Origin of the sequence: Streptomyces sp. DSM 41931, assembly GCF_050271085.1 — a bacterium.
Classification (GTDB): Bacteria; Actinomycetota; Actinomycetes; order Streptomycetales; family Streptomycetaceae; genus Streptomyces; species Streptomyces albogriseolus.
This window is the reverse complement of record NZ_CP189902.1, coordinates 6,170,294-6,190,241: the sequence shown is the minus strand read 5'-3', so window position 1 is coordinate 6,190,241 and position 19,948 is coordinate 6,170,294. Positions and strand designations below refer to the sequence as shown.

14 protein-coding genes are annotated in these 19,948 nt (G+C 70.7%); 10 read left to right on the top strand and 4 right to left on the bottom strand.

Annotation, left to right across the window (positions count from 1 at the left end; genetic code table 11):
• Positions 1–70: 70 nt before the first annotated feature.
• The 3 genes from ACP7TJ_RS28300 to ACP7TJ_RS28290 all read left to right on the top strand — a co-directional run bounded on the left by ACP7TJ_RS28300 (position 71) and on the right by ACP7TJ_RS28290 (position 6,106).
• On the top strand, positions 71–835 hold the full coding sequence (locus ACP7TJ_RS28300; RefSeq protein ID WP_427766328.1) for a hypothetical protein: 765 nt from the start codon (positions 71–73) through the stop codon (positions 833–835).
• 157 nt (positions 836–992) lie between these two features.
• Positions 993–5,459, top strand: coding sequence for a DUF6531 domain-containing protein (locus tag ACP7TJ_RS28295; RefSeq protein ID WP_427766325.1), 4,467 nt, complete (start codon positions 993–995; stop codon positions 5,457–5,459).
• A 47-nt stretch (positions 5,460–5,506) separates the two neighbouring features.
• Positions 5,507–6,106 (top strand): hypothetical protein, encoded by a 600-nt coding sequence (locus ACP7TJ_RS28290; protein WP_401540579.1) that lies wholly within the window; start codon positions 5,507–5,509, stop codon positions 6,104–6,106.
• Between the two features lie 76 nt (positions 6,107–6,182).
• Here the strand turns inward: ACP7TJ_RS28290 and ACP7TJ_RS28285 are convergent, their stop codons facing one another.
• Together ACP7TJ_RS28285 and ACP7TJ_RS28280 are read right to left on the bottom strand one after the other, a co-directional pair.
• The gene (locus tag ACP7TJ_RS28285; protein ID WP_427766322.1) at positions 6,183–6,656 is read right to left on the bottom strand and encodes a hypothetical protein; all 474 of its coding nucleotides are present in this window, start codon (positions 6,654–6,656) and stop codon (positions 6,183–6,185) included.
• Positions 6,657–6,716: 60 nt separating this feature from the next.
• A complete protein-coding gene (locus ACP7TJ_RS28280; RefSeq protein ID WP_427766319.1) occupies positions 6,717–7,922 on the bottom strand; it encodes an erythromycin esterase family protein in 1,206 nt (401 codons plus the stop codon).
• 58 nt (positions 7,923–7,980) lie between these two features.
• Between ACP7TJ_RS28280 and ACP7TJ_RS28275 the strand changes: the two genes are divergently transcribed.
• Positions 7,981–8,706 (top strand): TioE family transcriptional regulator, encoded by a 726-nt coding sequence (locus ACP7TJ_RS28275; RefSeq protein ID WP_367453790.1) that lies wholly within the window; start codon positions 7,981–7,983, stop codon positions 8,704–8,706.
• A gap of 7 nt (positions 8,707–8,713) precedes the next feature.
• Here ACP7TJ_RS28275 and ACP7TJ_RS28270 read toward each other — a convergent pair whose 3' ends face one another.
• Positions 8,714–9,745, bottom strand: coding sequence for an alpha/beta hydrolase (locus ACP7TJ_RS28270; protein ID WP_427766315.1), 1,032 nt, complete (start codon positions 9,743–9,745; stop codon positions 8,714–8,716).
• 229 nt (positions 9,746–9,974) lie between these two features.
• Here ACP7TJ_RS28270 and ACP7TJ_RS28265 point away from each other — a divergent pair, with 229 nt between their 5' ends.
• On the top strand, positions 9,975–10,325 hold the full coding sequence (locus ACP7TJ_RS28265; RefSeq protein ID WP_427766312.1) for a hypothetical protein: 351 nt from the start codon (positions 9,975–9,977) through the stop codon (positions 10,323–10,325).
• A 14-nt stretch (positions 10,326–10,339) separates the two neighbouring features.
• On the opposite strand, the gene ACP7TJ_RS28260 is transcribed toward ACP7TJ_RS28265, so the two are convergent.
• On the bottom strand, positions 10,340–11,962 hold the full coding sequence (locus tag ACP7TJ_RS28260) for a phosphodiester glycosidase family protein (RefSeq protein ID WP_427766309.1): 1,623 nt from the start codon (positions 11,960–11,962) through the stop codon (positions 10,340–10,342).
• 339 nt (positions 11,963–12,301) lie between these two features.
• Between ACP7TJ_RS28260 and ACP7TJ_RS28255 the strand changes: the two genes are divergently transcribed.
• The 5 genes from ACP7TJ_RS28255 (at position 12,302) to ACP7TJ_RS28235 (ending at position 19,809) form a co-directional block, all read left to right on the top strand.
• Entirely contained in the window at positions 12,302–12,823 is a 522-nt protein-coding gene (locus ACP7TJ_RS28255; RefSeq protein WP_427766306.1) for a hypothetical protein, read from the top strand.
• The gene (locus tag ACP7TJ_RS28250) at positions 12,823–14,214 is read left to right on the top strand and encodes a hypothetical protein (RefSeq protein ID WP_427766303.1); all 1,392 of its coding nucleotides are present in this window, start codon (positions 12,823–12,825) and stop codon (positions 14,212–14,214) included. Before ACP7TJ_RS28255 ends, ACP7TJ_RS28250 begins: the two co-directional genes overlap by 1 nt.
• Positions 14,211–15,653 (top strand): vWA domain-containing protein, encoded by a 1,443-nt coding sequence (locus tag ACP7TJ_RS28245; RefSeq protein ID WP_427766300.1) that lies wholly within the window; start codon positions 14,211–14,213, stop codon positions 15,651–15,653. The genes ACP7TJ_RS28250 and ACP7TJ_RS28245 overlap by 4 nt, the downstream gene beginning before the upstream one ends.
• A gap of 89 nt (positions 15,654–15,742) precedes the next feature.
• Complete coding sequence (locus ACP7TJ_RS28240; RefSeq protein ID WP_266550581.1) at positions 15,743–16,867, top strand: ATP-binding protein; 1,125 nt, start codon at positions 15,743–15,745, stop codon at positions 16,865–16,867.
• Positions 16,864–19,809 carry a hypothetical protein gene (locus ACP7TJ_RS28235; RefSeq protein WP_427766296.1) on the top strand — a complete coding sequence of 982 codons (2,946 nt, stop codon included), beginning with the start codon at positions 16,864–16,866 and terminating at the stop codon, positions 19,807–19,809. The genes ACP7TJ_RS28240 and ACP7TJ_RS28235 overlap by 4 nt, the downstream gene beginning before the upstream one ends.
• Positions 19,810–19,948: the final 139 nt, after the last annotated feature.

Sequence of the window (19,948 nt, the reverse complement as noted above, 5' to 3'; positions counted from 1 at the left end):
CCGGTCCCCACCGGATCGGACCGGGATAGGGTCACGCCCACGACTGAAGCCACTGCCCGGTACAGGAATGATGGACCTGCTCACCACACTCACCGGCTTCCCGAACGCCGCCCCGCTCACCGGGCTCGACCAGGCATGGACGTGGTCACTCGGCCCGGTCCTCCACTTCGCGGGCGCGGTGACGGCGGACGGGAACCGACTGCTGCAGACGAACCAGCGGGGCAGACACGACGAGGACCTCGCGCGGGCTGTTCTCGCGTTCGCGCGGCAGCACGAGGAGGCACTGATCGGGGAAGGCCGCCCGATCGCGGCCGTGCATGGCTTCTCCGCGGCCGGTTACGACTTCGACGCGGTGGCCGCCGTGGCTCCCGAGGTCCACTGCCACCACAAGACGCAGAACCCTGACCTCACCGCTGTCACGTACATCGTGTTTCCCGCCTTCGCGACGGAGGTGTCCGGGCGGGAGTCCCCGGAGGAAGCACAGGCCCGATACCAGAAGATGCTGAGCCCCTCCGAGACCGGCCGGAACGCGGTGCCCTTCCTGAAGGTGAGCTACGACAACCCGCGCACGGGCGGCGGGAGCGCCAACGACGGGCGGGCGTTGGCCTACCCCCGGACGCTGCGCCAGGAGATCCCTCAGCTGGAGGGATCTTCGGGCGGATTCGTCGAGTGGGAGAACCGGGTCGGCGAGGTGTGGCGGGTCGCGTGGGACCAGGGTTGGGTGCTGCGCGGTGGTGAGGAGGAGCAGCGGGGGCTCAGCCTGGACGAAGTACTGGACTTCGCCGACACCACGCTGCTGGTAGACACTCCACTTGAGGGTCCGGAAGACTCGTAGGATCTTTCCTCGCACAGTCGTGCTGGGTAAGTTCACGTGTGCATACGGGTTTTGGCGATGTGCGCGTGACGGGGGTTGCGGGATGGCGGGTCACCGGCCGACTGATTGGCATGTTCTCGACCTGGACAGGGACCCGACGCCTGGTGACCCGGAGCGGGTGCGTCAGCTCGCGCGGTTTCTGCACGACTTCGCCGACGACGTCTCCGAGGCGTTGCGTCTGGTGAAGGGGATGGCCGGTGAGGGGACGCTGGCGGAGTGGGCGGGGAAGTCGGCGAAGGTGTTCAAGGAGGAGTTCTCCGGCGTTCCCAAGAACTTGAGGAAGCTGGAGAAGTCGTACGCGATGTGCGGGGACGCGCTCGCGGACTACTGGCCGAAGCTGGAGCGGGCGCAGGCGCTGGCGGACAAGGCGCTGGCGAAGGCGCGTGAGGCGCAGGCTGATCTGACGTCGGCGAAGTCGAAGCTGGCGTCGGCTGAGTCGTGGGTGGGGCGGGCGACGAAGGAGGCCGACAAGTACAAGGACGACCCGACGGGGTCGACGTCGGACGCGGACAAGCCGGACGAGGCGAAGGTGCGGGCCGCGACCCGGGACGTGCGGAGCGCCAAGAGCGCGCAGGAGAAGGCGCAGTCGGACGTCACGTCCGCGCAGAGCGCGCTGGACGCGGCGAAGAAGATGGCCGCGGACGCGCGGAAGATGCGCGAGGAGGCGGCGCGGGACGCGAAGTCGAAGATCGACGAGGCCTCCGACGCGGGGATCCAGAACCGGTCGTGGTGGGAGGAGATCGGCGACTGGTTCACCGACAACTGGGACAACATCGTCGCCGCCTGCAAGATCGTCGTCGCGGTCGTCGGCATCGTCGCCCTGATCATCGGCGGACCGATCCTCGGCGCGATCGTCCTCATCGCCGCGCTCGTCGTCCTCGCCGACACGCTCTACAAATACAGCAAAGGCCAGGCGTCCCTATGGGACGTCGGACTGGCCGCGCTGGACTGCATACCCGGCATGAAGGGACTGACCACCCTCGGCGGACTCGCCAAGGGCATGAGGGCCTTCGGCAAGACCGGGCTCAAGGGGATGGCCCTCGGGGTCAAGGGTCTGGGCAGAAGCACGAGTGCCCTCGGCCGCCAGATGAAGAAGCTCATCACCAGGGGCGACCCTGTCGATCTCGCCACCGGGGAGATGGTCATGTCCGCCACGGACGTGACGCTCGACGGTGTCCTGCCCCTGGTGCTGGAGCGCCACCACCGAAGTCGCGCACGCAGCGGCCGCCTTCTGGGACCCAGCTGGACCTCCACGCTCGACCAGCGGCTGGTTCTGGACGCCGACGGCGTACGTCTTGTAGTCGACGACGGGATGGTGCTGCGCTACCCGGTCCCCGAGCGCGACGTCGCCGTGCTGCCCGTCACCGGCCCTCAATGGCCGCTGAGCTGGGACGGCACGGCCGAGGGGGAGATGGTCGTACACCGGAACGAGACAGGGCACCGTCTGCACTTCCGCCCCCTCCCCGGGCGTTCTGCCGCGGAGCTGCCCCTTGCATCGATCCGCGACCGGAACGACAACTCCATCGACGTGACCTACAACCCGGACGGCACGCCCTCCGAGATCCTCCACCACGGTGGTTACCGCATCGGTGTCACCTGTGAGCAGGGCAGGATCACCGAACTCGCACTGCTCAGCCATCCGGAGCGGCCGACACTGATCCGGTACGCGTACGACCGTCGCGGCAACCTCGCCGCCGTGTACAACTCCTCCGGTCTGCCTCTTCGATTCAGCTACGACGACAGCAGGCGTATCACCCGCTGGGAAGACCGGAACGGCGTCTGGTACCGATTCGTCTACGACGGAGCCGGCCGCTGCACAACCGGTCAGGGCAAGGACGGGTTCCTCGACTACACGTTCACCTACGACGACGAGGCTCGGCACACTGTGGCCGTCGACTCGCTGGGACACGCCACCCACTACCGGTTCAGCGACTCGTACCAGCTCGTGGAGGAGACCGATGCGCTCGGGCACACGGTGCTGCAGGAGTGGGACGACCACGACCGTCTGATCCGGCGTACCGATCAGCTCGGACGGGTCCTGGAGCTGGAGTGGGACGCCATGGGACGGCTGGAATCCGTGCGGCTGCCCGACGGGTCGGTGTCGACCGCCCGCTACAACGACCTGGGGCTCCCCGTCGAGATCACGGAGTACGACGGCACGGTCCTGCGGCAGGAGTGGGACGAGCGTGGCAACTGCCTCTCGCTGACCACCGCCGACGGCGCCACGACGAGATTCACCCGCGACCCCTCGGGCGCGCTGGCCACCCTCACGGACGCCGGCGGCAACGAGTACCGCTTCACCAACAACGCGGCCGGGCAGCCGACCTCCGCGGTCGACCCCGTCGCCTCAGTGATCACATACTCCTACGATCCTTTCGGGCGCAACAGTGTGGTCACGGACGCCCTGGGCGGGGAGATACGCCGGACCTGGTCCGTGGAGGGGCTGCTCACCTCACTGACGGACGCGGACGGTGCGTCCGAATACTGGGCGTACGACGGCGAAGGCAACCTGGTCAGTCACACGGACCGGATGGGCCGTGTCACCCGGTACACCTACGGGCCGTTCGACGTGCTCACTTCCCGTACGAGCCCGGACGGCGTCCGGCACACATTCACCCACGACACCGAGCTCCGGCTGCAACAGGTCACCGACTCGCGGGGACTGACCTGGGACTACCGCTACGACCAGGTGGGCAATCTGATCGCGGAGTCGGACTTCGACAACCGTACGCTCACGTACTCCTACGACGCCGCCCGTCAGCTGCTGAGCCGGACGAACGCTGTCGGACAGGCCTTGGTCCACTCGTACGACGCGGTGGGCAACCGGACGGCTTCGGCTCTCGACGGCAGTGTCACGACCTACCGGTACGACCGGGCCGGTCGTCTCGTACACGCGGCGGGGCCCGACGCCACTCTGTCGTACGTCTACGACGCGGCGGGGCGGGTGACCGCGGAAGACACCGACGGGCGAGTCCTCACGACCGCTTACGACGCCGTGGGCCGTTCCGTCGCCCGGACCACTCCGAGTGGTGCCGTCACCCGGTACACCTACGACCGAGCCGGTCGCCGCACCGGCCTGTCCACCGCCGGCCGGACGCTCACGTTCACGCATGACCTCCTGGGGCGCGAAACGGTCAGGAACTACGACGCCGGTCTCACGCTCGTCTCGACGTGGGACGCCGTGGATCAGCTGACGGCCCAGGAGATGACCGCCGTCGGGCGGGCAGCGCCGGTGACGCAGCGGTCGTACACCTACCGGCCGGACGGTCATGTCACCGCACTGGCCGATGTCAGGACCGGCCGCCGCACGTTCGACCTCGACCCCGCCGGCCGCGTGCACGGCGTGCGTGCCGAGGGCTGGACCGAGGCCTACGCCTACGACGCGCACGGCAACCAGACGCTGGCTGCATGGCCCGGCCGGCACCCAGAACCGGAGGGCCAGGGCGAGCGGGTCCACCGGGGCAATCGAGTCGTGCGCGCGGGGCGGATCCACTACGAGTACGACGCGGCCGGGCGGGTGGTGCTCCGCCGCCGGACGCGGTTGTCCCGCAAGGCCGACATCTGGCGATACACCTGGGACGGTGACGACCGGCTCACCACGGTCGTGACACCGGACGGCACAGTGTGGCGATACCTCTACGACCCGCTCGGCAGGCGAGTCGCCAAACAGCGTCTTGCCGCCGACGAGCGGACCGTGACCGAGGAGACACGGTTCACCTGGGACGGCACGCACCTGGTGGAGCAGGTCACGACGCGTGCGGGTTCCTCCGAGGTGTCGACCCTGACCTGGGAACGGGACGGTGTCCGGCCGATCGTCCAGGCCCAGCGCTCCACCCTGGCGGACGCGCCGCAGGAGATCGTCGACGAGCACTTCTACGCGATCGTCACAGACCTCATAGGCACCCCCACGGAACTCGTCTCCGAGGCGGGTGAGGTGGCATGGCACGCGGACGCCACGCTGTGGGGGCTGACGAGGGAGGAAGGCTCCGGTGCCTCGACGCCGCTGCGTTTTCCCGGCCAGTACGCCGACGCTGAGTCGCAACTGCACTACAACTTCATGCGGTACTACGATCCCGTCGCCGCCACCTACATCAGCGCGGATCCACTGGGGCTCGACGCGGGACCCCATCCCCGGGCCTACGCCTCGAACCCACTGACGTGGTTCGACTACCTGGGGCTCCTGACCTGTTCCGAGAACGCCGAACGGCTGGCCAAGAACCTCGCGCGGGAAGGACGGGCCAAGAGCCCGGGCGAGGCCGCCGCCCATCTCGTACCGTCCGGCATGAAACGGAACAAGGCCGCGGACACCCGGGCCATGCTGGAGAAGTACGGCGTCGACATCAACGATGCGGCCAACGGGATACCTCTTGGGCACCCCCGCCCCCACAACTTCACTCACCGCAAGGACTTCCTGCTCCGTCTCAACTCACACCTCACCGACCTGACGGAGACCATGACGGAAGCCGGGTACGGCGCGCGTGCCATTCGCAGTGCGCTGCGCCGGGAACTACGCTCCATCGGGCAACAGGTGGAACGGGAACTGGCAGGAGGACAGCCAGGGCCCGGAGCGGTGTGGACGGGGTAGAGGGCCAGTCCGCTCCCGACACGACGACGAACACGAATGGTGACGCGATGACCGAGACGCCGGAGAAGAGCCCGGCGGTGTACCGGCTTCTGCCGAAGCTGGCCGAATATCAGCAGCTCACTCCGAACAGCTGGGACCTGCGCCAGCTCAAGCGCTGGCAACGGCTGGGAGCCGAGGAGGACCGGCCCGTCCAGTTCCGAGCCGAATGGGCCGGAGAGCGGAACTGGCCCAAGGGGGTTTTCCCCTCGGGCTATCCAGGAGCGCCCATTCTCAGCCGACGCCTCATCGACCGGTTCGGAGTTGATGCGCTACGAACAGCCGGCAGTCTGCTGCCTGTTGACATCGAGGGCGCGAACGAGGATGAGTATCATCTCCTCCTCGTCGAGCAGGTGGTCGACTGCCTGGACCTGCGAAGGTCCTCCAAACCCAAGAAGCTGAACGGCGAAGTCAAGAACGCGGTGTACCGCACGGACGCCCTCCCCGCACACCTCCCGGCATTCCGCTTGCCACAGTTCGCCGGCGCTGTGCAGTGGAACGGCTGGGCGGCCGAACGGCTCGTCGAACTCACCGGCGACCAGATCGAAGCACGTCTGTGCTGGTCCGAGAATCCGACGGCAGTTCCGCATCCCGACCCGTGGGGATTCTGACGGACCGCTCGGCCGAGCTGCGCGGAGCTTGCCGCACTGCTCCCCGGGCGTCTCCGTGCGCCACCGCGCGGCAACGTCAGCGCACCGCATCCCACCGGGCCCGCAGCTCCGCCCGGTAGTGCATGCCGAGGAAGAGCAGCGCCGCCGTCAGGGCCAGTACGGCCCACGTCCAGTTCATCCACAGCAGGTCGGGATCGCTGACGTAGACGGTTCCGTCCTCCCGTACGCAGTCGAAGCGGAGGGGGAGGTAGGTGGCGCGGTGGTGGGTCAGGCCCTCGATCGTCTCCGGGTCGAAACCCATGCGGCAGGCCGGGGCCGGCGTCGAGTCGGCGCCGTCACCGACCTCCGCCTCCGACCACGCGACACCGGCCAGGCCCAGGGCATACACAGCGCCCGCGGCCCAGCCGAGCGTTGCCGCCGCCCGACGCAGCAGGTGGTCGGGCCAAGGCTGAGGCCGGCCGGGGAGCGCCATCGCGGCGGCCCGTGCGGCGGCGATGAGCACCCCGATGGCAGAGACCAGGCACAGAGCAAGTGCCAGTAGCGCGAGCAACGGTTTCGTCGCCTCCCCTCCGGACGGGGCGGGACCGTCGTACGCGCCGTCGCGCCGACTCTAGTCGTGCGGGACGTCCTTCACGTACACGACCCCGTCGATGCGTGGCAGGTGAGACGGGTCCAGCGGGGCGTAGCCGAAGTACGGGGACACGCGTGGGACGGTGGCTATGTGCCGTGCTGCTAGGTCGAGTTGAGCCGCGTCGATCACGCACTGTGGTTCGGGCAGCGCGTGCAGGATGCCCTCCACCGTGTTCGGGGGCGGGGCGTGCACGCCCTGGTGCTTCATCGTGCCAAGAGCGGTGGCCAGGTACGCGTACTGGTCACCCAGCCGCGTACTCACCAGTGCCCCGGCGCTCCACCACTCCACCTTCGCGTGGCCCCACATACGCATCGCGCTCTTGTCCCGCTGCAGGTGACTGTTGTGGGCGTGGACCAGCACCGCACCGCGTGAGGCGAGGGCGAGGAGGTTGCCGGCCATCATCTCGTCCCGCGTGGCGAGCAGGCGTGCCATGCGGGCGGGTGACGTGTCCGCCATCCAGGAGTGGTAGCGCAGCAGGCCGACGGCGGTACGGCCGTACAGGTGCGCTCGGGAGCGGTCGTCCGGTGAGGACACCGCAGCGAGGTGGGGTGCCTGCGTCTCCAGCAGGGTCACCATGTCGTCGGCGAGCAGCCGTAGTTCGCGTGTTTCCGGTGTGCGGCCGATGGACTGCGACGGGTCCGTCATGGCCGCCTGGTTGGTCCAGGGAGCGTCGGCGCCGAGCAGGTCGTCGAGCCTGTCCGGCGCGCAGGGCAGCAGGTCCGTGTCGACATGGGCCGCCAGGTAGTCGTGCAGTCCGGTGAGCGCCTGGCGAGGGCTTTCGGCGCCTGTGATCTCCAGCGGGCCGTCCATGCCGGCGAACCGGACGTGGTCGTCCGCGGGACGGTTCGCGTTGAAGTCCCGCATCCAGCGAACCAGTTCGCGGTTCGCCTGCGAGACGCCCCAGTCGTGACTGAAGCCGCGCTTCATCACGTCGTCCAGTGATCCCTCACCCGCGGTGACGTACGCGTCCACGGTCAGAGCCCTCAGACAGTCACTCTCCAGCGCGATCGTCCGATAGCCCTCCTCTTCCACAAGCTGCCGGAAGAGAGTGTTGCGCAGGTCGAGGAGGGTGTCCTCACCGTGCGTGGGCTCGCCGAGGGCGAGCACGCGGGGAGGGGCCGGAAGCAGCTCCGTGATCGCCGACGCTTCCACGGGACGGGCGAAGTCCTTGATGCCGGTTTCCATACCTCAACGGTATCGTTGAACTTTCGGTGGAGAGTTTGAGCGCAGTATCGTCGTGTCCGTGGGGCACAACCTTCAAACGAGTGGCAAGCTGAGGCCGGTCGACCTGGCCCGTCGGCACGGTCTGTCCACCCAGGCGGTGAGGAACTACGAAGAGGCCGGCATCCTCCCGACAGCCGAGCGAACGGCCTCCGGCTATCGCGTCTACACCCCTCTGCACGAGCGGGCGCTGGCCGCGTTCCTCACCCTGGTGCCGGGGCATGGGCATGCGACGGCGACAGCGGTCATGCAGGCCGTGAACCGTGACGCCGTCGACGAGGCCTTCCAGCTCATCGACGAGAGTCACGCCCGGCTGCTGCACGACCGGCGCACGCTCCGAGCCGTGGAGGACGCCCTGCGCGGGCTCACCGCCGACTCAGGCTGTGCCGACTCGGCCGTCTTCACTCAGACGTTCATCGGGCCGCTGGCCGAGGAGCTGGGCGTCCGGCCGGCGACCCTGCGGAAGTGGGAGGACGCCGGACTCGTACGTCCGCGGCGCGACCCCGTGACCGGTTACCGGGTGTACGACCCGGCCGACGTGCGGGACGCACACCTGGTGCATCAGCTCCGGCGCGGTGGCCACCTGCTCCAGCAGATCGCCCCGCTGATCACCCAGGTGCGGACAGCCGGTGGCATCGAACCCCTCGAAGGCGCTCTACGTGACTGGCGTGGCCGGCTGTCCGACCGCGGGCGGGCGATGCTGCGTGGGGCCGCCGCGCTGGACGCGTACCTGCTGGGGCGCGACTGAGTGCGCGTCAGCCCTTCACGCCCAGCGCTCCCAGCAACATCGGCAGCGAGGCGTGCAGTTCGCGCTCCCAGTACCGCCACGTGTGCGTGCCGGCGCCGTAGAAATGGGTGGTGAGGTGCTTGGCGCCTACGCGCTTCAACTCGGCGGCGAGAGCGTGGTTCTGCCGGTTGAAGTCCGCCTCGAGGGCGCTCACCGCCCCGGGTTTGTCCAGGGGGCCCGCCGTGCCGTCGCCGCAGGAGAGGTACACAGGCAGCGACTTGAGGCGCTTCGCGAGGTGGAACGGGTCGTGGGCCTGCCAGACGCGCCGCTGCGCGACCGGGTCGCCCCACACGCGGAGGGGGTCGTTGTCCTGGCCTGCGAACAGGCTCAGGATGCGGTTGACCGACTCGTCGTTGAGGAGCGGGTGCGCGGAACCCGAGTACGCGGCGGTCGCCTTGAACATGCCGGGGTGCCGGGCGGCGTACAGCAGGGCGCCCTGGCCGCCCATCGACAGGCCGGCGGCGACACGGTTGCGGCCGGCGCCCCAGTCGCGTTCGAGAAGGTGGCGCAGTTCGACCGTGTGGAAGGTCTCCCAGGCGGGGTCACCACCCTCGCCGTAGTTCCACCAGTCGCTGTACCAGCCGTTCCAGCCCGCCTCCGGCATGACCACGAGCACGTTGCGCAGACTGTCGGTCTCGGCGACGTCGGTCATCGCGGTCCAGGACGTGTAGTCGCCGCAGCAGCCGTGCAACAGCCAGAAGGTGGGCCAGTGCTGACGTCGGTCGGCGGGGTTCCAGCCGTCGGGGGTCAGCAGGCGGACCTTGACGGTGCGGCCGCCGAGCGCCGTCGAGCGAACCGACAGGTCCACCTGGCGCTCCGCGACCTGCGTGACCGCCACGACCTCGGCGCCGCGTCGCCCCGTATCACCCTGCGCGGAGCGTGTGTCGGCTGCATCCGCGGGGGTCGGGGCGACGAGCGTCGGTGTGGTCGGTACGAGGGCGAGGATCAGGACGGCGAGGACGAGACGTACACGGGCTCGGAAGGTGACGGCGGCGGTCACGGCGGCTCCCTGCGGTGCTGTTCGTCGCTGCGGTGGAAGGGCGGCGGGGCGAAGAGCGGATGTGCCCTGGGCAAGCATTCACCACGTGAGGCGCTCAGCGACAGACCACGGTCGGCCCGTACATGACCCTTGCGTGAACGATGCCTCTCCCGGCTGCATCCGCGCCCGCCTGCGGACCGGGGTAGCTTGAGGCTCATCAGCCAACCGGTGTTCGAGAGAGGGTCGCGTCATGACCGAGGAGTTCCTCATGCGCCTCGACGACGGGATGCTCGCGTACTTCCGCGACATGGCGGACGAGATGGTGAACCGGTTCGGCATCTCGCGGGCGGAGGCCGTGGCGAGGATCAACGCCCGCTACGGCGACTGCGACATCGAGCCCTACCCCGACCTCATGTGCCACGAGGAACCTGTGTATTGGGCGTACGGCGCCTACTACGTGCCGGACGCGGCCGGCCGGCTGCCGTGCGGGGACGAGGAACACGACCGGCGGATCGACGTCTCCTCCCTCGCCGTGCGGCCCGTACCGGCGCCCGGCTCGCCCGCGTGGACCCTCGCGGAACGAGCCAGGGGCCGAAGCTGATCCGCTGCCGCTCGTCAGCGCCTGCGCGGCAGGATCAACAGCGCGTCGCCGACAGGACGTTCGCCGGCCGCGTCCGACGGGTCGTTGATCACCTGGCCGTTCGCCACCATCGTCGTCGATCCGCCCCCGTCGAGGTTGGCGGCGTCCCGCAGGCCGAGGGAACGGGCCACCTTCGCACTCTCGGTGATGCTGAGGCCGAGGGAGGCCGTGCTGCGGCCGTCGGCCGTGACCAGGACGGTGCGGCCTGCCGCGTCCGTACCGGCGAGGGTGCGGGGATTGCGCTTGTGGACCCAGCCGTAGTACCAGCTGGGGTCGTCAGGGTGCACCATCCCGTCGGTGGCGGGGGTGACGTGAAGGCGCCCGTCGCGGACCAGTTCGGGGCCCGCGTTGACGATGTCCGTCCCCGGTGACGGTGTCACGCGGCGGCCCTGGTCGTCGCGGAGGGTCGTCTCGACGCGCAGGCTCTCGCCGGGGCGGGCCAACGCCGTCAGTGCGGCCACCTGCCGGCCGGTCGCCTGGAGCGAGCTGCCGCCGGACGGGAGCGGGCCGCCTCGCACGGAGCGCAGCTCCAGGACGCGACCCCGGCTGTCCAGGACGGCTTCCACGCCCTCGCCCTGCGGCGTGCTCGCGCCGTACTCCTGGGTGAACGCGACGAGTTGGTCGGGGTTGGTGCACGTCACGTCGTGCAGGGGCAGCGAGGTCGGGCTGTCGCCCTCGCTGCCGCCGCAGTTGCGGATCAGGCCCGGTACGCGGTTGACGCCGTCGAGCGTCAGGGCGGTGCCGCGCGCGGTGACCCATCCCTCCCAGGTGAGGCGGGTGATCTGGGCGCTGCGGCCGCCGTCGCGGACGACGAGGCCGGGGCGTCCGCTGACCGGTTCGCTCAGCAGACGCCCGTCGAACACGCCGACGCCCGCCGGGTCGCCGGGTGCGCCGGAGCGGGGGTCGAGGACGAAGAAGCCCGCGTTGACCGCGGCGACGGCTCCGGCGTCGCCGGCGAGGGCGCTGACGGTCTCGCGGTTCTCGATGTCGGGGCCGTAAGTGGCGTCCAGGGTGCCGCGGAAGGTGCGCGGGTCGATGGTGAGGACATCGAGGCGCCAGGGGCCGCGGTCGGTGGTCGCGCCGTCCCAGCCGGTGTAGGTGACCGAGCCTCTGTAGCCGGCGTTGATCACGCGGATGCGTTCCGTCGCCGCGGCGGACTGGGAGGTGAAGCTGCCGATGCGGACGCGCCAGCCGAGCGTTCCGCCCGCGTAGTCCGTCGTCCTCGGTGTCGTCACCTGTTCGGCCCGCGCGTCGAAGCCGTCGCCTCGCAGCTCGGCGGCGAGTTCGTCGGCGCTGGCCTTGTCCTTGAGGGTGGTCGGCGGTGCGTCGGGGTCGGGTGAGGTGTCGCCCCCGGGGATGGATGCCTCCACGGTCCAGTGGTGTGCCGGGTCCACGGCGCCGCGCACGATGCGGGTGAGCGTCACCCCGGGCTGCAGGGTCTGGGTGGTGCGGGTTTCGGCGAGGCCGGCCGGGCCCAGCGGGAGGGCCGCGCGGGCGTCGGCGGTGCGGTTGCCGGCGGACGCCTGGGCCGGGAGCCCGGTCACCGCCAGGACGACACCGAAGGCGACGGCCGCCCCGCCCAGTCTTCTCTTCTTCATCGTTGACCGCCCTCTCGCGCGTCGAGCCTGCCCGCGTCACTCGTGGAGCGAAGCCCCGGTTGGGAACATGCGTCACCTTCTCGCCCTGTGCTGACGGCGTCACGAACAGTCACTTAACGCACGCTGGACAAGTATCGACCTGTGGGAACGTGCGTCAAGAAGGCGTGACCGCCTGCCAGTCGAGAGGCGCGGCGGCCTGGTCCGGTGGGCGCGGCGCCACACCAACGGGTGACGCCGATGGCCGCGCATCCGGGGTTGTCCACAGCCCTGAGCCGTTGTCAGTGGCCGCCGATAGATTTCTTCGCGTCCCGCCGGTCCGGCGAGGACATCCCCTTTCGTATGCATGGGAGAGGTGCGTTGTCGGTCTGGGAGAGGTCGAGCACGGTGCGGGTGGTGCCGCCCGCGCGGCCGCGGAAGCTCGCCAAGGTGCCGTTCGTGGAGCTGGCGGACGGGCGGTTGCAGGGTGTGGTGTCCAGCGGCTCCGACATCGGTCGGGTGTACGTGTCGTCGGTGGAGGCGGGGACGTACGCGTTCTCGTGCAGCACGAACAACAACCGGCCGTGCGGCGGGGCGCGCGGCGCCTTCTGCAACCACATACGGGCGCTGGTCGGGGAGGCCGTGCTGCAGTACGGCGCGGAGCGCGTGGCACGGTATCTGAAGGTGGACGTGGCCGGTGAGCAGGCGAACGCGCAGGGCCTGACCTCGGCCATGACGTCGACGCGTCCCGCTCAGGGCGACAGGTCGGCCGCGGCCCAGGTGTTCAGCCGGTTCCTGCGCCATCTGGCTTACCTGGAGTTCGCGCCGACGACCGCGCCTGTGCCGGAGATGCACTGGTTCCCGACGACCGGGGCGGTGGCGTGATGCGTGCGGATCTGCTCACCGACGCCGTCGAGGGGCTGGACGAGGCGCTGGCCGCCGTGGACGGGTTCGACCAGGTGCTCGTCGGCGGGCTGCTGCGTCCGCAGCCGGCCCAGGCGGTCGCGCTGGCCGGGCTGGCGGACGCCGTCGCCGGGTCGCCGCTGGCCGGGCGGGTCGCCGAGGCGGCGGAGAAGGCCGCGGCGGGGGCCGCCGACGAGGACCACCTCATGGCGCTGGCCGCCGCGCGCACCGCGCTGCTGGGGTCCGTGCACGACGCGCTCGTCGCGCGGGTCGAGGAGGCGGTCGGGCGGCCGCGCGCCGAGGAGCCGGCCGCCGCGGCCGCGGGCGTCGAGCATCCGGTGAATCTGCTGGTGGCGGCGCGTGGCTGGCTGTGCGATCTGGCGCGGGCAGGTTGGCAGGGCATCGACCATGAGCTGGTCGGCGGCGCTGCTCCCGTCGTGACCGCGATGCTGTCCGAGCCGGGGCTGCGTCGGCTCGCCGCGCTGCTCGACGGGTTCGCCGCGGAGCTCGCCGCGTCGTGTCCCGGCGCGACGCTGGAGCGGATCCCGGTACGGCGGTGGGCCGATCTGTGGTCCCGGGCGATGCTGCTGACACTGCCCGGCGCGGACCGGGCGGCCGCCGTCGCGGAGGCCACCGGCCGTCTGCTGCCGCTCGGCGTCGACGTGCACGAGCACGCCACGGCGGTGCAGGCGCAGGTGCACGCGGTGTTCGAGCCGGCGGACGGAGGGACGCCCCGTCTGGTGCGGGCCAGTGTGTCCGCGCCGAAGCCGGACACGGTCGTCGGCGCGGGGCTGTGGCAACTGCTGCGGCCGCACATGTCGCTGCTGGCCGCCGTGAGCGAGGGGCGCGCGATGGAGCTCGACGCCATGCCGGTCACCGCCGAGGGTGACCTGATCTGGGACGACGCCCGCGCCGCGCTGGGCGAGTCCGCGGAGCCCTTCACCACCGCGCGGGTGGCGCTGCCGACTGCTGCCGCCGCCCCTGTGACGCCGGTGGACCGGCATCCGACGCGGATCGCCGTGCCCGTGCTGCTCGAGGGGTACGCCGTGGAGGACGAGGGGGAACGCGTCGCCTTCCGGGTCGCCGGTGAGCGTCTGGCCGTCGACGCCGGCCGGGTGCCCGCCGCCGGGCCGCTGACCGCGGAGGCCGTCGCCTCGTCCGCCGCGTGTATCGGTCTGCTGCGCTGGGACGCCGGGGAGTTCCTGCTCCAGCCGCTGGCCGTGGAACGGACGGTGCGGAAGAAGCCCGTCGCCGTGCACGCGGGCGCCTGGGCGGGGGGTACGGCCGACAAGGCGGGCGTGCGGGCCGAGAAGGCCGCCACCGACGCCGTCACTGTGTTGCGTGAGCGCGCGGGAAGGCTGCTGCGGAAATGAGCGAGCTGAGCGTCGTCGAGGGAGGAGCCGAGGACGGAGCGCCCGTCCCGGACTCGGACGAGAACCGGCGGCAGGTCCTGTACTGGCGGCTGCTGGCCCGCCTCTTCGACCCGGAGGAGCAGGCGTCGCTGGAGTCGGCGAGTGTCGCCGTGGTCGAGGACATCGGCCTGCCGGTGGCGTTGCTCGACCCGGCCGCGTCCGTCGACTCGGTGGTGCAGCGGCATCCCGAGCTGGCCGCCGAGTTCGACGGGCTGATGACGCCGGAGCCGGACGCGGACGGCGAGCGGGACCGGGCCGCCGAGGTGCGGCGTGCGGCGCTGGCGTCGAAGGTGCTGCTCAACGTCTTCTCGACCGGCAGCGGCACGGTCACCGCCGAGCAGCTCGCCCGCTGGCAGTCCGACGCCGGCTGGCTGGAGCGGGCCCTGGGCTGCTGGCCCGGTGATCTGCGCGGCGGCCGGGGCGGCGCGGGCCGGGCGGGCGCCGGCGGAGGCGTCAGCCCTACCGGTACCGGTGTCGGCACGCCCGCGCCCGATCTGAGCAGGCTGATCCCCGAGATTGGCCCGGAGCTGGGCTCGATCGAGGCCGGTCTGGTGCAGCGGATGCATCTGCGGGAGGTGCTGGCCGACCCGGCGCTCGCCTCGCGGCTGACGCCGAGCATGTCGCTGATCGAGCAGCTGCTGCGGGACAAGAACAACCTCTCCGGGGTCGCCCTCGCCAACGCCAAGGCGCTGATCCGGCGCTACGTCGACGAGGTCACCGAGGTGCTGCGCACACAGGTGGAGAAGGCGTCGGTCGGCGAGCTGGACCGGTCCGTGCCGCCCAAGCGGGTCTTCCGCAACCTCGACCTGGACCGCACCATCTGGAAGAACCTGACCAACTGGGACCCGGAGGAGGAGCGGCTCTACGTCGACCGGCTCTACTACCGGCACACCAGCCGCAAGACGACGCCGCAGCGGCTGATCGTCGTGGTGGACCAGTCGGGGTCCATGGTCGACTCGATGGTCAACTGCACGATCCTGGCGTCGATCTTCGCGGGTCTGCCCAAGGTGGACGTGCATTTGATCGCGTACGACACGCAGGCACTGGATCTGACGCCGTGGGCGCACGACCCGTTCGAGACGCTGCTGCGCACCCAGCTCGGCGGCGGCACGGACGGCACGGTCGCCATGGCGCTCGCCCAGCCCAAGATCGCCGAGCCGCGCAACACCGTGGTGGTGTGGATCTCCGACTTCTACGAATGGCGCACGGACGAGCTGTTCGAGAGCATGGCCGCCATCCACCGTTCCGGGGCGAAGTTCATCCCGGTCGGGTCGGTGACCAGCTCGGGCCGCGGCAGCGTCAACCCCTGGTTCCGGGAGAAGTTCAAGGACCTGGGCACGCCGGTGATATCCGGTCATATCAAGAAGCTCGTGCACGAGCTCAAGACGTTCCTGACGTGAGCGTCGACTTCCTGACTTGACGACTCACAGATTTCTCGACTTCGCGACTTCGCTATCCAGCGACTCATATTTCGAAAGGCTCATCCCTCATGTCCGAACTGCTGCGCGCTCCCGCCGAGATCAAGTACGCCGAGGAGCTCGACTGGCTGGAGTCGATCGACGACAACCCCAAGCCGTTCTCGTGGCGCCTGTCGCCGAAGATGGTGCGGCTGTTCATCCTCGGCTCGGAGCGGGCCGACGGACTGGACCGTGAGATCTCGCAGAAGTGGTTCGGCGACCGCAGCTTCGTGGAGCGGTCGATCGTCACCCTCGCCTCCGACCGCGGCCTGCTGCTGATCGGCGACCCGGGTACGGGCAAGAGCTGGCTGGCCGAGCTGCTGTCGGCGGCGATCTGCCGCAACTCGACCCTGGTCGTCCAGGGCACGGCCGGCACCACCGAGGACCACATCAAGTACTCGTGGAACGTGTCGATGGTGATCGCCAAGGGCCAGTCGCGGGAGTCGATGATCCCCTCGCCGATCATGACCGCGATGGAGACCGGCGCCATCGGCCGTTTCGAGGAGCTGACCCGGTCCACGAGCGACGTGCAGGACGCGCTGATCTCGATCCTGTCGGAGAAGTACATCTCCGTTCCCGAGCTGGAGAGCGGGAGCGGCGACGACAACATCGTCTTCGCCAAGCCGGGCTTCTCCGTCATCGCCACCGCCAACAGCCGGGACCGTGGCGTCAACGACCTGTCGTCCGCGCTGAAGCGCCGCTTCAACTTCGTCCGCATCCCGGTGGTGACGAACAAGAAGAGCGAGGCGGAGATCGTCCGCTTCCGCACCGAGGAGCTGCTGCGCCGGCACTCGATCGACCTGGACGTGCCGCCCACACTGCTCGACGTGCTGCTGCAGAGCTTCGCCGATCTGCGCGCCTCCGCCGCGGCGGCCGGCAGCGACGACGAGAAGCTGGAGTCCGCGCTGTCGACGGCCGAGCAGATCGGCGTCCTGGAGGACGCGGTGCTGCACAGCAACTTCTTCGGTGAGCGCGACCTGACCGCCCGCACCCTGGCGTCCTCGCTGGTCGGCTCGCTGACCCGGCGGGAGCCGGAGGACCTGGCCATACTCAACAAGTATCTGCACGGGGTCGTCGAGCCCCGCAGCAAGGAAGAGGGCGGGGCGTGGCCCGAGTTCCTCGAGGGCGGCCGCGACGCGATCGCCACCCTGTCGTGAGCGGGCCCCGGGCGAGCGGTGTGTTCACCGCGCTGCGTACGCAACTTCAGGAGGCCGCGACCGAGTTCGCGGGCGGGCCCGACGCACTGGAGGGCATCCTCCTCGGCATGGTCGACGACGTCGACCGGGCGGTGCGGGAGCCGCTGGAGATCTTCCCGGTCTGCCACCACTCCCCCGCCTCCGCCCTGGCGATGGCCCGCCGTCTGCGGGAGAAGCAGCCGAAGGTGGTGTACCTGGAGCTGTGCGAGGACATGGCGCCGCTGCTGACCGAGCTGCGCAACTGCCGGCTTCCCGTGGCGGTGCAGGCGTTCGCCGGTGACATCGACGGCTTCCCGCAGGAGTGGGCGCCGCTGTCGGTGGTCGCGCCGATCACGGAGGCGTCCGCGGAGTACCAGGCGATCGCCTATGCCCTGGACACGCCGGGCGTGGAACTGGTTCTGGTCGACCGCTCCTCCGACCACGTCTTCCAGTGGAACGACACCGCGCAGACGGACGACGCTTCCGCGGGGGCGGAGGAGGCGCCGAAGTCCGAGGAGGCGGCGCTGCACGGCGAGGCGGTCGGCGTCGAGATCGGCGACCTGCGCCCCCGTTTCGCCGAGCTGGAGGAGCATCTGCTGCGCCACGGCAAGGTGCGGCACTGGTCGGAGTGGTGGCACCAGTACGTCGAGGTCCCGCTCGGGGACAGCGACCACGACACCTACCGCCAGGTGATGTTCCTCATCGGCAGCCTGTTCCGGCGGCTCGCGCCGGGCGACGGCGACCGGGTCCGGGTGGACGAGGACCGCGAGCGCTACATGTGGACGCGGATGCGCGAGCACATGGCGGCGACGGGCACGGACCCGGAGGACTGCCTGTACGTGTGCGGGGCGTTCCACGCGGCGAGCCGGGTGGAGGAGTTCGGCGTGGACGGACGTTCGGGCTCGTTCACCATCTCCCCGCGCACGGCGACCACGTGGCAGTACGGGCTGATCCCGTCGAGTCACGCGGCGATCGAGGCGCAGTTCGGCCTGGCGCCCGGCTCGGTGTCGATCGCGGCGACGCAGTGGCAGAAGAGCCTGAAGCGGACGCGGGTGCGGCCGTACCGGCTGGAGGGCCAGGCGGGGGCGCGCACGTCCCGCGCGAAGAAGGCGCTGCCGGCCGCCGCACCGGCCGCCCCGCAGCCCGCCACGGACCGGCTGTCCGGGTTCCTCCAGCAGCCGCCCGTGCTGGACGGCCTGGACGAGGCGGAGCTGCTCGGCTGGTCCGTGGACATCGTGCGGGCGGCCCGCCGCAACGGCTATCTGGCCTCCACCGCGGACGCCATCGCCGTGTTCGAGACGTCGATCCTGCTCGCGGGGATGCGGGACCGGGCCAGGCCGACGCCGTACGACTTCCAGGACGCGGCGGTCACCTGCATCGAGAAGGACAGGGTGCCCGGGCGGCGGGACGTGCGGCGGCTCGTCGAGATCATGATGGGGGGCGACCGGATCGGGCAGGTGGGCTACGAGGCTCTGCCGCCGCTCGCCCGTGACGTGTACGACCGGCTGGAGCCGCTGGGGCTGAAGCTGCAACAGCGCGGTGTGCAGCGGGCCTTGCTGGACATAGCCGGCCGGCCGGAGCTGGCGGCGTGCTCGGACGTGCTGTGGATGCTGCGGCGCCTGATGCCGGCGGCCGCGGCCCGCCCGATCATGGGTGAGCGGCGGCTCGGCGAGCGGTCGATCCAGGAGTCCTGGGACCTGGCCCTCGGCACCCATCAGCGTGCGCTGATCGAGCTCGGCTACGAGGGCGTCAGCATCGAGCAGGTGCTGGAGCAGCGGCTGCGGCGCGAGGCGTACGGTCCGCGGGCGACCACGGCGGGCGTGCTGGCGGCCGTCGAGGACGCCCTGCTGTACCTGCGCAGCGGGCGACTGGCGGACGAACTGGGCACGCACGCGCTGAAGGTGCTGTCCGCGGAACGCACGGTCGACGGGGCGCCCGAGGTGCTGCGCCGGGCGCGGACGCTGCTGGCGTACTACCGCACGAGCCGGCCGGAACTGCCGGCGTGGATCGAGTCCTTCGTGAAGGCGGGGTACGCGCACTACTGCACGCTGCTGCCGACGGCGTTCCGGGACGAGGACGCGACGGTGGGGCAGGTCGCGGCGATGCTGGGCTTCCTGTTCAGCATGGAGAGCCTGGCGCTGTCGCTGGGCTGCGACCGTACGCAGCTGGAGCTGGCGGTGGCCCAGTCGCACCCAGAGGATCCGTCGAAGACGGCTCTGCTGTGGGCGGCGCAGGTGCAGCTCGGCACGTTGTCGCGCGCCGAACTGCGCGACCGGTGCGACGCGTTGCTGGACAACCCGCTGGTGGTGCCCTCCTACCCGCGCTACCTCAACGGTTTCGTGCACGCGCTGGAGCCGGTGCCAGGGCTGGCGGACGTGGTGGTGGAGGCGGTGTCCAAAGCGTTCGGCCGTCTGCCGGACACGGTGCTGCTGCCGTGGCTGCCGCTGCTGATCACCACCCTGCGCAAGGGCGCGGCGGACCTGGCGCCGCTGCTGATCCGCGAGGCGGGGCGCGTCTTCCCGGGCCGGCTGCCGGCGCTGGACACGTGGGTGCCGCCGTGGCGGATGCCGCAACTGGAGGACCCGTTCGCGGCCTCCCGCTCCCGGCACACGGCCACCACCGCCGTCCCGGCCCCCCGGGGCGCCGCGCTGCTCGCCGCCCACCCGGCGGCGTGCGACGCGGTGGCGGAGCTGCTGGGCTGCGAGGACGGGTGGCAGCAGCAGGGCACGTCAGCCCTGCCTCCGGGCGGGGCGGGCGCGGCGCTGCTGGCCGCGTATCCGGCGGCGTGTGAGGCGGTGGCGGGGCTGCTGGGGTGCGGTGAGGGCTGGGCGCCGACCGTCGGCACCGGTTCGCCGGGTGCGGCCCTGACGACGACGCACCCGGCCGCGGTCGAGGCGCTGGAGGCGCTGCTCGCAGGCGGCTGACATCTGAGGCTGGGCACCTGCGGAGTGTGTCCAGCCTCAAGCCTCCGACGTCGAACGGAACGGTTCGTCGGGTGGCCCACGCCTGGGTCGGACATCGGGGCCGCGTTCGACCGGTACATCTAGGAGCTGCTCGCCAGGA

What these genes read in the sequence shown, in the direction of transcription:
- ACP7TJ_RS28300 (WP_427766328.1), top strand. Translation starts at nt 71, where the DNA reads ATGGACCTGCTCACCACACTCACCGGCTTCCCGAACGCCGCCCCGCTC.
- ACP7TJ_RS28290 (WP_401540579.1), top strand. Translation starts at nt 5,507, where the DNA reads ATGACCGAGACGCCGGAGAAGAGCCCGGCGGTGTACCGGCTTCTGCCG.
- ACP7TJ_RS28280 (WP_427766319.1), bottom strand. Translation starts at nt 7,922, where the DNA reads ATGGAAACCGGCATCAAGGACTTCGCCCGTCCCGTGGAAGCGTCGGCG.
- ACP7TJ_RS28265 (WP_427766312.1), top strand. Translation starts at nt 9,975, where the DNA reads ATGACCGAGGAGTTCCTCATGCGCCTCGACGACGGGATGCTCGCGTAC.
- ACP7TJ_RS28260 (WP_427766309.1), bottom strand. Translation starts at nt 11,962, where the DNA reads ATGAAGAAGAGAAGACTGGGCGGGGCGGCCGTCGCCTTCGGTGTCGTC.
- ACP7TJ_RS28255 (WP_427766306.1), top strand. Translation starts at nt 12,302, where the DNA reads ATGCATGGGAGAGGTGCGTTGTCGGTCTGGGAGAGGTCGAGCACGGTG.
- ACP7TJ_RS28250 (WP_427766303.1), top strand. Translation starts at nt 12,823, where the DNA reads ATGCGTGCGGATCTGCTCACCGACGCCGTCGAGGGGCTGGACGAGGCG.
- ACP7TJ_RS28245 (WP_427766300.1), top strand. Translation starts at nt 14,211, where the DNA reads ATGAGCGAGCTGAGCGTCGTCGAGGGAGGAGCCGAGGACGGAGCGCCC.
- ACP7TJ_RS28240 (WP_266550581.1), top strand. Translation starts at nt 15,743, where the DNA reads ATGTCCGAACTGCTGCGCGCTCCCGCCGAGATCAAGTACGCCGAGGAG.